General features: G+C 67.1%; 12 protein-coding genes and 1 tRNA gene. 6 read left to right on the top strand and 7 right to left on the bottom strand.

Going from position 1 to position 12,328, the window contains the following annotated elements:
• Entirely contained in the window at positions 1-684 is a 684-nt protein-coding gene (locus tag SD626R_RS12170; protein ID WP_092566618.1) for a haloacid dehalogenase type II, read from the top strand.
• A 169-nt stretch (positions 685-853) separates the two neighbouring features.
• Here the strand turns inward: SD626R_RS12170 and SD626R_RS12165 are convergent.
• Positions 854-927, bottom strand: a tRNA-Val gene (locus tag SD626R_RS12165).
• A gap of 61 nt (positions 928-988) precedes the next feature.
• Between SD626R_RS12165 and SD626R_RS12160 the strand changes: the two genes are divergently transcribed.
• Positions 989-1,468 carry a DUF192 domain-containing protein gene (locus tag SD626R_RS12160; protein WP_092566617.1) on the top strand — a complete coding sequence of 160 codons (480 nt, stop codon included), beginning with the start codon at positions 989-991 and terminating at the stop codon, positions 1,466-1,468.
• An 80-nt stretch (positions 1,469-1,548) separates the two neighbouring features.
• On the top strand, positions 1,549-1,959 hold the full coding sequence (locus SD626R_RS12155; protein ID WP_092566616.1) for an SHOCT domain-containing protein: 411 nt from the start codon (positions 1,549-1,551) through the stop codon (positions 1,957-1,959).
• An 851-nt stretch (positions 1,960-2,810) separates the two neighbouring features.
• On the opposite strand, the gene SD626R_RS12150 is transcribed toward SD626R_RS12155, so the two are convergent.
• Entirely contained in the window at positions 2,811-4,253 is a 1,443-nt protein-coding gene (locus tag SD626R_RS12150; RefSeq protein WP_092566615.1) for a 2,5-dioxovalerate dehydrogenase, read from the bottom strand.
• Positions 4,254-4,440: 187 nt separating this feature from the next.
• Positions 4,441-4,701, bottom strand: a complete 261-nt coding sequence (locus SD626R_RS12145) for a DUF7968 family protein (protein WP_092566614.1) — start codon at positions 4,699-4,701, stop codon at positions 4,441-4,443.
• Positions 4,702-4,861: 160 nt separating this feature from the next.
• Here SD626R_RS12145 and SD626R_RS12140 point away from each other — a divergent pair, with 160 nt between their 5' ends.
• Positions 4,862-5,758, top strand: a complete 897-nt coding sequence (locus tag SD626R_RS12140) for an SMP-30/gluconolactonase/LRE family protein (RefSeq protein WP_092566613.1) — start codon at positions 4,862-4,864, stop codon at positions 5,756-5,758.
• A 53-nt stretch (positions 5,759-5,811) separates the two neighbouring features.
• Here SD626R_RS12140 and SD626R_RS12135 read toward each other — a convergent pair whose 3' ends face one another.
• Entirely contained in the window at positions 5,812-6,741 is a 930-nt protein-coding gene (locus tag SD626R_RS12135) for an NAD-dependent epimerase/dehydratase family protein (RefSeq protein ID WP_092566612.1), read from the bottom strand.
• Positions 6,742-6,932: 191 nt separating this feature from the next.
• Here SD626R_RS12135 and SD626R_RS12130 point away from each other — a divergent pair, with 191 nt between their 5' ends.
• Entirely contained in the window at positions 6,933-7,694 is a 762-nt protein-coding gene (locus SD626R_RS12130; RefSeq protein ID WP_092566611.1) for an SDR family oxidoreductase, read from the top strand.
• 39 nt (positions 7,695-7,733) lie between these two features.
• Here SD626R_RS12130 and SD626R_RS12125 read toward each other — a convergent pair whose 3' ends face one another.
• Both SD626R_RS12125 and SD626R_RS12120 read right to left on the bottom strand, forming a co-directional pair.
• On the bottom strand, positions 7,734-8,714 hold the full coding sequence (locus tag SD626R_RS12125) for a Gfo/Idh/MocA family protein (protein ID WP_092566610.1): 981 nt from the start codon (positions 8,712-8,714) through the stop codon (positions 7,734-7,736).
• Positions 8,715-8,819: 105 nt separating this feature from the next.
• Positions 8,820-9,629, bottom strand: coding sequence for an aldo/keto reductase (locus tag SD626R_RS12120; RefSeq protein ID WP_092566609.1), 810 nt, complete (start codon positions 9,627-9,629; stop codon positions 8,820-8,822).
• 231 nt (positions 9,630-9,860) lie between these two features.
• Here SD626R_RS12120 and xacR point away from each other — a divergent pair, with 231 nt between their 5' ends.
• Entirely contained in the window at positions 9,861-10,616 is a 756-nt protein-coding gene (gene xacR / locus SD626R_RS12115; protein ID WP_092566608.1) for an HTH-type transcriptional regulator XacR, read from the top strand.
• A 496-nt stretch (positions 10,617-11,112) separates the two neighbouring features.
• Here xacR and SD626R_RS12110 read toward each other — a convergent pair whose 3' ends face one another.
• Positions 11,113-12,288 carry a mandelate racemase/muconate lactonizing enzyme family protein gene (locus SD626R_RS12110; RefSeq protein WP_092566607.1) on the bottom strand — a complete coding sequence of 392 codons (1,176 nt, stop codon included), beginning with the start codon at positions 12,286-12,288 and terminating at the stop codon, positions 11,113-11,115.
• Positions 12,289-12,328: the final 40 nt, after the last annotated feature.

Raw genomic sequence — 12,328 nt, 5'->3', positions numbered from 1 at the left:
ATGTCCTTCGACCCCGACCGCGTCCGGACGGTGACGTTCGACTCGTACAGCACGCTCGTCGACGTCGAGGCGGCCGAGGCCGCGCTGGCCGACCGCGTCCCCGACCCCGAGCCGGTGTCGCGGCTGTGGCGGTCGCGGTCGCTGGCGTACACGTTCGTCGCGAACGCGATCGACGCCTACCAGCCGTTCTACGAGATGAACCGGGACGCGCTGACGCACGCCCTCGAAGCGCACGGCGTCGACCTCCCGGCGGCCGAGCGCGACGAGATCCTCGCGGTGTACCACGAGCTGGAGGTGTTCGACGACGTCCGGTCGGGGATCGAGCGGCTGCGCGAGGGCGGCTACGAGACGTACGTGCTCTCGAACGGGAACCCCGAGATGCTCGACTCGATGGTCGAACACGCCGAGATTGAGGACCTCGTCGAAGACGCCATAAGCGCCGACGAGGTGGAGACGTTCAAGCCGGCCGCGGAGCTGTACCGCCACGGCGCCGCCCGGACCGGGACGCCGATCGACGAGGTCGTTCACGTCACCGCCGGCTGGTTCGACGTGATGGGCGCCGCCCACGCCGGGATGCAGGCGATCCGACTCGACCGGAAGGGGGCCCCGTGGGAGCCGTTCGACGGGGAGCCAGACCGCACGGTGGAGTCGATCCACGAGCTGGCGGACGCGCTTGGCGTCTGAGTCGGGACGGCCGAGGGCGACGGTGAGCGGCGTGGAGGGCTCGGGCGGGTTCGAACCTCAGTCGCTCCCGTTCGCTCGCTGCGCTCGCTCACCTCCCGCTCCCTGGTTCGAACCCGCCCTCGAACAGTCACGGCGGCGCCGCTCACGATGTGTTCGCGGCGCCGACAAGTGGGCTCGGGCGGGTTCGAACCGCCGATCTCAGCCTTGTAAAGGCCGCGTCATAACCAGCTAGACCACGAGCCCGCACCCGTCCGAACCCGCCGAGAGCGGAAAACGATTTCCTTCCGTGCCGCGAACGTCGACCGTGAACCGCCGCCTCGTCGGGATCGCCGCCGGCCTCGCGCTGATCGCCCTCGTCGCGCTCGGCGTCGCCGCGGCGAACCCGGCCCTCCTTATCACCGGCTACGAGACGGCGACCGTCGAGGCCGTCGACGGCGAGACCGGCGAGGCGATCACGACCGTCGAGGTCCGCGTCGCCGACGGGTTCGTGAAGCGGTACGTCGGGCTCTCCGCGACCGACGAGCTCGGCGAGGGCGAGGGGATGCTGTTCGTCCACGGCGACGCCACCGAGCGCGCCTACGTGATGCGGGAGATGGCGTTCCCGCTCGACATCGTCTTCGTCGCTCCGAACGGGACGGTCACGACGGTCCACGAGGCGACGCCGGGGTCGCCGCCCTACACCCGGTATCGCGGGATCGGTCGGTACGTCCTCGAAGTGCCGCGAGGCTGGAGCGAGCGCCACGGGATCGAGCCGGGCGACCGGATCGTCGTCGATCGCGAGTGAGACGCCGATCGGGCGGCGATTCCCGGGGCGGCGTCGCCCGCGACGAAACCGATTTCCCCCTCGCAGTCGTCGCCCCGAGCATGACCGGACTCCCCGCACGGATCGCGTGGAACCTCCGCCACCGCTGGCGGCGGGTGTTCGCGCTCCTCGTCGTGGGCGGCGGCGTCGCCGCCCCGCTCGCCACCGGACTCTGGTGGACCCTCCCGCTGGTCTGGTTCCTCGGGCTGTTCGTCGCCCTCCCCGTCCTCCACACGCTGACGCGGCCGCTTCCCGACCGGGACGACGGCGACGAGGAGCGCGACGCCGACCCCGCGCTCGACGCCCTCCGGGAGCGTTACGCGCGCGGCGAGATCGACGAGCGGGAGTTCGAGCGGAAGCTCGATCGCCTGCTGGAGACCGAGGACGCCGAGACCGTCGACCGCCCCGGCGACGGCGCCGCCGACCGGGTCCGCGAGGGGATCCGGCGCGAGGTCGAACGGATCCGGGAGTGACCGATCGGCGCCGTTCTCGCCGTCGAACTGTCGGGCAAGCGGGGAGGGACAGTAGTCGAACACCCCGTCGATCGGGTCGGCCGGTTCGCCGCGACGGGGACCGCGGTGCCGGTCGTTCGCCGCCCGCCGTTCGGTCGATTTGAGATCGGCCGTCAGTAGCGAGTCCGGGTTCGACACGCGAACGCCGATACCGGTCGGCCGATCGCACTGAACGTTCGCCTCAGAATCTCTACTATTCTTTATTTCTCATATACAACCTTTTATGATATATCTAGCAGGTCAGGAGTCGATCTACGTCTATGCCCGAGGTCACAAGCCGATTGGCAGCCGAAGGAGGCCGAAATCGGATCGCGTTACAGCTGATGAGCCCGCTGTTCGATCTGTCGATAGATTACCCCTCTTGTGGTTTGATTAATCAATTTCATAACCCTAAATTACTATCAAACACAATTACAAGCCGTTTCATCGGAACAGTAACGTCATTGCGAATCTAACGCGATCGCTCCCGTGGACACTGCGATCCCGCTTCAGCGGACGTGTCGCAGCCGCGTCCCCGGATTTGGAGATGAACGGTGTGAAAACCGAACTAGAAATAACTGTATTATTATACTTTTTCGGAATACTCAAATTTTAACTACTAAACACACCGACGCGGACGCTCCGACTGGGCGGCTCAGATCGTTCGCGTTCGCACGGAGTGTGCGTAATCGTACAGCCCTATCGGAGCGTTCCAGCGGCAGGTTGCAGACGGGCTGTCACGGATCCGTACGACGGGGTGACGGCGACCCGGTATCGGTCGGACGGCGGTCGTCGCCGCGTTCGACGAGACGACCCGCTGCGGGCGCGACCGCTCAGTAGTTCATGTACACCGTCTTCGAGATGGTGTAGAAGTCGAGTCCGGCGTCGCCCTGCTCGCGGTAGGTCTCGCTGGAGGAGTCTTTCATCCCGCCGAAGGGGACGTGTAACTCCAGTCCGGTCGTCTTCTCGTTGACTTTTATGACGCCGGACTCCGAGTCCTCGACGAATCGGTTCGCCTCGGAGAGGTCCTGCGTGACGATGCTGGCCGAGAGGCCGTAGCGAACGCCGTTGGCGACCTCGACGGCCTCCTCGTAGCTTCCGACCGGGATGACGGCCAGCACCGGGCCGAAGACCTCCTCCTGTGCGATCCGCATCCCGGGCTCGACGTCCGAGAACACCGCCGGTTCGACGAAGAAGCCGTCACCGGCGTCGACCTCGCCGCCGCCGGTTTCGAGCGTCGCCCCCTCGTTGACGCCGATATCGACGTATTCGAGGGTGCTGTCGAGCTCGCTCTCGCTGACCTGCGGTCCCATCTCGGCCCCGTCGAGACCGGGACCGACCTCGATGGCTTCGGCCGCCGCGACGGCGCCCTCGACGAACTCGTCGTAGACGTCCTCGTGGACGATGGCCCGCGAGGTCGCCGTACAGGCCTGTCCGGTGACGCCGAAGGCGCCGCTTACGGCGATGTCGACGGCCTCGTCGACGTCGGCGCTGGGCATCACGACGGCGGGGTTCTTGCCGCCCATCTCGAGCTGGACCCGCTTGCCGGTCTCGTTGGCCTGCTGGCCGACGGTGTCGCCGACCGCCGAACTGCCCGTGAACGAGACGGCGTCGACGGCCTCGTGCGTCGAGAAGACCTTCCCGACCTTACTGCCGGGGCCGCTGACGTAGTTGAGGACGCCGTCGGGCAGTCCGGCCTCGTCCAGACACTCCACGAGCTTCCGCGAGACGGCGGGGGCCTGCGAGGCCGGCTTGAAGACGATCGCATTGCCAGTCGCCAGCGCCGGCGCGATCTTCCAGGCCGGGATGGCGATCGGGTAGTTCCACGGCGTGATAAGGCCCGCCACACCGACCGGTTCGTTCACCGTGTACAGCCGCGTGTCCTCGCTGCTCGACGATTTCACCGTCCCCCCGAGATCGCTCGCCTTCGCGGCGTAGTACGCGAAGATGTCGACGGCGCGCTGGACCTCGCCGGCCGCCTCGGGTCGGGCCTTCCCCTCCTCGCGGACGAGCGTCTCTGTGAGTTCGTCCTTGCGGTCCGCGAGGTTCTGTCCGGCCGCTCGCAGGACGCGTCCCCGCTCCGGAGCGGGCGTGTCGGCCCACGGCTCGCTGGCCTCGCCGGCCGCCTCGACGGCCGCCTCGGCGTCGGCGGTTCCCGACTGCTGGAACTCGCCGACGACGTCCGATCTGTCGGCGGGGTTACGTACGGTGAACGTCTCTCCGGTGTCGCTGGCGATCCATTCGCCATCGACATAGTTGTGATTGGTCTCCGTCATCAGCCGTACGGACACAGTCGACGTATGAGAAGCTTTGGGACGGCCGTCGGAACCGCGACTCGTTGCCCGCCGGAGCCGACGAGACGGGACACGATCGGACGGGGGTGACGATCCCCGCCACGCCGCTGAGACGAGGTGAACCCCTCCGACGTGACCGCCGCCCGGCCGAACGTGACGGGACGGCGGTCTACGGGGGCGCGCCCTCGACGGGCTCGTAGTCGATCGCCGTCTCCGGACCGATCCGCCGGCCCCCCTCGACCGCGCGCACGGTGAGCGTGACCGGCGTCGTCCGACCGCACCCGCGCGAGACCGTTTCAGACCACTCGTCACCGACCGCGACCGGACCGGCCTTCGACCGCCGGAGGTACCGGGTGTAGACGGTCGTGTGTAACTCCTCGGAGACGGCGTCGGCGTGGGCGAGCAGCACGCGATCAGCGTCGGCGGTCATGCGAGCCGTAGCCGCCGGGTGAGAATATCCCTTTCGCCCGCTCCGGCCCTCGGCCACCGACGGTCGCGCCTCCGGCTACCGTGACCGGGGAGGGACGCGACCCGGGAGCCGGACGGAGTCGCCCCCGTGCTTTTCAACCCCACCCGTCGTTGTCGGCGGTATGAGCACGCCCGAACGGGTCGTCGACATCGAGTGTGAGACCGGCGAGGGACCGCTGTGGCATCCCGGAGACGAACGCCTCTACTGGAGCGATATCCCGAACGGACGACTCTACCGCTACGACCCGGCGGACGACGACTACGAATGCGTCTATCGGGACGAGACCGAACGGATCGGCGGCTTCACTATCCAGCGGGACGGGTCGTTACTGCTGTTCCAAGAGGCCGGGGCGGTCCGACGACTCTCCCGAGGCGACTGGACGACAGAGACCGTCGTCGCACCGGACCCCGACCGCTTCCACGAGCGGTTCAACGACGTCATCGCGGACCCCGAAGGACGGGTCTTCGCCGGCGTCATGCCGGACACCGAACGGGACCTGCCCGGGCAGCTCTACCGGCTGGACACCGACGGGACGTTCTCACTCGTCCGGGAGTCCTGCGTGCTCCCGAACGGGATGGGATTCACGCCCGACCTGTCGGGGCTGTACTTCACCGACACCTGCGAGGTCGACCCGGCGGAACCGGGGTACATCTATCGGTACGACTACGACCGCGCGAGCGGGGGACTCTCCGATCCGGAGGTGTTCGTCGACGCGAGTGACATCGAGGGCTACCCCGACGGGCTGACCGTCGACAGCGAGGGTCACGTCTGGTCGGCGTTCTGGAACGGGGGCGCGCTCCACCGGTTCGCGCCCGACGGGACCCACGAGCGGACCGTCTCGTTCGACCCCCGAAAGGTGTCGTCGCTGACATTCGCCGGCGACGACTACGACGCCGCCTACGTGACGACGGCCTGCGTCGAGACCCGCGAAACCGAAGGCAGCGGCGCGGGGAGCCTCTATCGCGTGGACCTCGGCGTGACCGGGCGGCCCGAGTTCCGGTCCGCCGTCGACCCCTGACCGTCGTCGTACGCGCCGTCGCGGGGGTTCGGCTACCGCGGGTCTCGTGGGTCTCAGACGAAACTCGGGCCGTCGACGGACTCGTCTTCGGCCTCGCGCCAGGAGTGTTCGGGCTCCCAGTCGAGGACCTCGCGGGCGTTCCTGTAATCGATCGCCGACTGGTCGCCCGCCAGGTCGACCTCGGGCGGGAGGTCGCCGTACGTGGCTTCGACGGCGTCGGCGGTGTCCACGCCGAGCAGGTTCTCCTTCGCGACGGCCATGAACGGCTCGTGGCCGTCGAAGTCGGCCTCCATCGCGCGCTCGGTCAGCGAGACCACGTCGCGGATGTCGACGTACGAGAAGAAGTTGCCGACCGCGTTGTGGAAGGTGACGCCGAAGTCGTCGTCGAGGCTCGCGGTCTCCGGGTCGAAGTGCTCGCGGATCGTCGTCGCGTCGTAGTCCCCAGGGTAGTTGATCCACGACGGGCGGACCGAGGCGACGGACACGTCGTACCGCCGCGTCACCATCTTCGCGATCTCCTCGCCGGCGACCTTGGAGGTCCCGTACGGGTCCTCGGGCCGCATCGGGTGGTCGGTGTCGATGGGGAAGTAGTCCGGGAGGAAGGACGGCTCCGCGAAGACGGTTCCGTACACCGTCTCGCTGGAGGCCCAGACGACATCTGCGCCGGCGCTTCCCGCGGCCGAGAGGACGTTGTACGTGCTGATGGTGTTGTTCTCGTAGACGCGTGCGCCCCCGTGTCCCAGGGGGTTCGGGTAAGCCGCGAAGTGGACGACGTAGTCGGGGTCGAACTCGGATATCAGTTCCCACGTCTGTCCCTGGTCCGTCAGGTCCGCCGCGCGGAAGTCGACGTTCGCGGGCCCGGCGCCCGGGTCGCTCGGCCGTCGGAAGTCGATGCTCCGCACGTCCCAGCCCCGGTCCGCGAGCGACGAGACGACCCAACTCGCCGCACCGCCGAGACCGCCGGTAACGACTGCTCGTGACATTCGTCCGGACGCACGGAGGCACCGAGTATATATGTTCTGTTGCTGGGAACCGAGCGGGAGCGGGGCCACGAACGACCGCTCCGGTGCGACCGGTCGCCGGCCGACGCTCGGACGGAGCGGAACGGCACCCGTGCGAGCGTCCACCGACGATCAGGGGAAACGCATACCATCACGCGGTCCGCAGGGAGGGTATGACGGAACGACCGAGTCAACGAGTGGACCCACTGGACGGACAGGCGGCAGTCGTGACCGGCGCGAGCTCCGGCATCGGCGCCGAGATCGCGCGCGTCCTCGCCGAGGACGGCGCGGACGTGGCCATCGCGGCTCGACGCACGGAGAGACTGGAGTCGGTCGCCGCGGACATCCGGTCGGAGACGGGCGCCGCGGTCGAGGTCGTCACGACCGACGTGACCGACTCCGACGCCGTCGCGGCGCTCGTCGAGGCCGCGGTCGAACGCTTCGGCCGACTCGACGTCGCGGTGTGTAACGCCGGCCTCGCGGTCGACGAGCCGGTCGCCGAACTGACCGACGACGAGTACGGGCTGATGCGCGGCGTCAACATCGACGGGATGTTCTACACCGCGCGCGAGGCGATCCCCCACCTGAAGGAGACGGCCGGACACCTCGTGTTCATGGGGAGTATGTCGGGGAACCACCCGCGACCGGCCAACCCGGTCTACGCCGCGACGAAGTGGTGGACCCGGGGCTTCGCGATCAGTCTCCAAGCGAGCCTCGGCGAGGACGACGTCGCGGTCTCCGCGATCAACCCGACCGAAGTCCGCACGGAGTTCGGCTCCGAAAGCGGGACGCCCTCGAAGGAGGCGTTCGAACCCGGCGAGGTCACCGAAGCCGTCGAGGTGGCCGACGCCGTGGCCTACGCCGTGCGTCAGGAGTCGCCGAACTCGATCACGTCGCTGGACCTCTATCGGCGCGACAAGATCTCGCACTTCTGAGTCGGCGGCGGAGATCCGGTTCGAGGGGTCCCGCGGCCGTCAGTCGTCGAGCGAAACGGGCTCCCCGTCCGCGGCGCTGCGGAAGACGGCATCGAGGACCCGAGCGTGGTTCACGCTCTCCTCGCGGTCGATTCGGGGCGTCTCGCCGCGCTCGATGCAGTCCGCGAAGTGTTCGACCTCCAGTCGGTAGTGGTCGGCGGGGTCGAACGTCTCCGTGACCTCTCGCCCGTCGACGCCGTAGGTCAGGGAGGTTTCCCCCTCGACGTCGACGTCGAAGGTCGGCTCGGCCGTCAGCCAGCCGTCGGTCGTCTCGACTCGGTAGTACTGGGTGAGCGGCGTCTCGAAGCCCGACTGGACGCGGGCGCTGGCACCGGACTCGTATTCGAGGACGCCCGCCATCTCGGTGTCGACGCCGCAGTCGCGGCCGTCGTGGGTGCGGGCGTAGACGCGGTCGGGTTCGCCGAGGAACATGCGCGCGGCGCCGACGGCGTAGGTCCCGACGTCGTACACCGACCCGCCGTCGAGGTCGGGATCGAGGCGGATGTCCTCGGCGCCGTCGGGCATTCGGAAGGTGAACGCCGACGTGACCGCGCGGACGTCTCCCAGCTCCTCGTCGACCACTTCGGCCGCGCGCTCCGTGAGCGGGTGGAAGCGGTACATGAACGCTTCCATGAGCGTGACGCCGCGCTCCTCGCAGTAGTCGAAGACCGCCTCGGTCTCCTCGGCGCTCCCCGTCAGCGGCTTCTCACAGAGGACGTGGAGACCCGCGTCGGCGGCCGCGCGGATCCACTCCGCGTGAAGGCCGTTCGGGAGCGGGACGTACACGGCGTCGATTTCGCCGTCGTCGAGCATCGAGTCGTACCCCTCGTATGCGTCGTCGACATCGAACCGCTCGGCCAGCGCGGTCGCGGCCGCACCGTCGCGCGACGCGATAGCCCCCACCTCGTGGTCGCTCGCAGCGATGGCCGGGATGACCGATTCGACGCCGATGTTCGCGGTGCTGACAATTCCGAATCGCATACTCAGGCGGATATCTGGAAACCATATAAAAACCCCGGTCGGCCCGAAGGGAATTCCGAGGGAGGTTACAGACCGGCGCACGGATTAATGGGGGCGTTCGTTCCCTCACTGCCAGGGCGCGCCCTCGCGGTCGACGAACCGCTTTCGCGCGTCGACGTCGTCGATGCGTTCGACGTCTTCCGGATCGAGTTCCAGATCGGCGGCGCCGAGGTTGTCCGATAAGTGCGCGCTCCCGGTCGCCTTCGGTACGGCGACGACGTTCTCGGGGTGCGTGACCCACGCGAGGCAGGCCTGCGCCGGCGAGACGCCGTGTTTTTCCGCCACGGCCTCGACCGCGGGCAGATCGAGCGCCTCGCCGCGAGCGAGCGGCGAGTACGCGACGAGGTAGTAGCCGTGTTCTCGTGCGTGAGCGACGAGGTCGTCTCGCGGCAACATCGGGTGACGCTCGACCTGGTTCGCGAAGAGCGGCGCGTCGAGCGCGTCGGTGGCCTCGTCGAGCAGCTCGATATCGAAGTTCGAAACGCCGACGTGGCGGGCGAGGCCGTCGTCGACGAGGTCGTCGAACGCCGACAGCGTCTCCGCCGCGTCGTAGTTACCGACCGGCCAGTGGACGTAGACGAGGTCGAGCGCGTCCACGCCGAGGAGCGAGAGGCTCTCCTCGATGCCGTCGTACACCTCGTCGTGGGCGAGTCCCTCGGCCATCGGATGGAGCTTCGACGCGAGGAAGACCTCCTCGCGAGGCACGTCCGCGGCGGCGATCCCGTCGCCGACGGCCGCCTCGTTCTCGTAGAAGCGCGCCGTGTCGACGTGTCGGTATCCCGTTTCGAGGGCCGTCGCGACGGTTTCGGCGCACTGTTCGGGGTCGTCGTTCTGCCAGGTACCGAGTCCGATCGGGGGTAGCGACTCGAACGTCATACCGATCCCTACCGGCTAGCCCGTCGTAGTTCATTCGATCCCGGACGGCACGCGTCGACTCCGGGGGCGACGCCGTCGGGAGGGAACGGCTTACGGCCGCGTTGGCGGCGGAATTGTGGAAACGACGAGCGAACGGCGCGGACCCTCCGCCGCTGCGTGAATCGCGATCTCCGGGCGCTACCGTTCTGATTCACAGAACGCTTATTACGGGGACGAACAGAAGATGTTCGTATGGATGCCAAACACCCCGTCCGAACGACGGAGAAGACGCTCACGCTGGTCGAGGAGCTCATGCGGCGGGGCCCCGCCGGCGTTACGGAGTTGGCTGAGGGCGTCGACATGGGGAAGAGCGCGGTTCACAACCACTTGACCACGCTTCGGGACCACGGCTACGTCCTGAAGACGGGGGACCGGTACCAGCTCGGACTGAAGTTCTTAGAGGTCGGCGGATCGATCCGCAAGTCGATGGAGTTCTATCAGGTGGCCGAACCGGAAATCAAGTCGCTCGCGGACGAGACGGGCGAACTCGCCAACCTCCTCGTCGAAGAGCAGGGAACCGGCGTGTACCTGATGCGTTCGAAGGGGGAAGACGCGGTCGACCTCGACACGTACGCCGGCCTCAGAACCAACCTCCACACGACCGCGCTGGGGAAGGCGGTCCTCGCGTATCTCCCCGAATCCCGCGTCGAAGAGATCATCGAGCGGCACGGGATCGAACCGGAGACGCCCCGCAGCATCGGATCCCGGGAGGAGCTGTTCGACGCGTTGGAATCGGTCCGGGAGCGGGGATACGCGATCGATGACGGCGAACGCCTCGAAGGGCTGCGGTGTATCGGGGCTCCGGTGAAGTCCTCCTCCGACGAGGTGCTCGGCGCCGTGAGCGTTTCCGCTCCCATGAGCCGCGTCAGCGACGAGGAGCTTCACGGAGAGCTCTCCGAGCGGGTCCTCAGCGCGGCCAACGTCATCGAACTCAACATCAACTACTAGCATCGGGTTCTGTTTTCCAGAACGACCGTTCGTAATCACAGACACGCTCAGTTCGGTTCGACCTGATAGCTCGTCGGATCGTCTCTTGCGCCGGCTAACCCCGGCAAACGTTCATTATATAGTACGCTAATGACTCCTTTACCGCGGATATCGTTCTAATTTCCCGATTCGTATTACAATTATACAATTGTAATTCCTCGCAACCGCGGTACAGATGTTGTTCCCTAAAACAGAACAAGATGCCGATCGAGGGCGACACCCGCGTCGATCGGCGGATCGAAGCGGGAGCCGCGGGCCGCGACTCCCGTGGGACGGACACCAAAGATGGGTACGACGGGGCCGTCGTGGGTCGCCGGAGACCGTCGTCTCCGAATAGTTTTAGCGGTGAACATGCGGAAAACGGAGGAATCCGGAGCTCGACCGAAGCCGAAACCCCGAGGATCCGGAGGAGGAGTAGGAGAACGCGGAACCGGCCGTGGGGGCGAAACGCCGTGCGTTACCGGCGCTGGACCTCTCGTTTCTCCCAGTCCTTCTCGAAGAGGTTGATCGTGTGGACGCTGTCTTCGGTGTACTCGTGCTCTCTGACGACGTCGTGATTCAGTTCGATACCGTATCCCGGCCCCTCGGGCATCTGGACGTAGCCGTCTTCGACTTTCAGGGGATCCACCAGCAGGTCGTCGACCCAGTCGACGTCGTACGTCTGGAACATCTCCTGGATCCGGAAGTTCGGGATGGACGTACAGAAGTGGGAGTAGATCGCGCCTGCGACGGGACCCTGCGGATTGTGCGGGGCGATGTCGACGTGGTCGGCCTCCGCGAGGCCGGCGATCTTCTTCCCCTCGGTGATTCCGCCCGTGTTCATGAGGTCGGGCTGGAACACGTCGATGTCCGTCCGAGTGACCAGTTCGAAGAAGTCGTGTTTGCTCATGTGGCGCTCGCCGGTCGCGACCGGGATCGGGGACTTCCGGGCGACCTCCGCGAGGCTGTTGATCGAGTCGGGCGGGCACGGCTCCTCGAACCACGTCGGATCGAACTCGTCCAGCTCGCGCGCGATCTCGACGGCCTGTCCGGCGGAGAAGCGGCCGTGACACTCGATGAGCAGGTCGACGTCGGGGCCGACGGCCTCGCGGACCGCACGCACGATGTCGACCGCCTTGTTCTGCTCCTTGCGGGTCATGGACTGCCAGGCGGTGCCGAACGGGTCGAACTTCATCGCGTCGTAGCCGTCGTCGACGACGCGTTCGGCGGCGCGGGCGAACCCCTCGGGCTCGCCTCCCGTGTCGGTGTACCAGCCGTTGGCGTACGCGCGGAGCTCGTCGCCGTGGACCTGTCCGCCGAGGAGGTCGTACACGGGCTTATCGAGGAGCTTCCCCTTGATGTCCCAACACGCCATGTCGACGGCCGAGCAGACGGTGGTGTTGATGACGTTCTTCGAGAACCACTCGTCGCGGTACATCTCGAGCCAGATCTGCTCGGTGTCGAAGGGGTCCTTGCCGATGAAGAAGTCGGACATCTCCTCGATCGCGGCCGCGACGGTCCGCGGTTTGTCGTGCGTGGTGGCCTCCGCGAGCCCGGTCACGCCGGCGTCGGTCTCCAGTTCGACGAATACCCACGGCTTCCACGGATTCGCGACCAGGTATGTGTCTACACCAGTGATTGTTGCGTCGGTCATACGGCCTACATCGCCGATACAACAATATTAAACTTATCGG

The sequence above is a fragment of the Halorubrum sp. SD626R genome, assembly GCF_001261915.1.
GTDB lineage: Archaea > Halobacteriota > Halobacteria > Halobacteriales > Haloferacaceae > Halorubrum.
The sequence above is the reverse complement of the archived record's forward strand: the minus strand, read 5'-3'. Positions and strand labels throughout refer to the sequence as shown.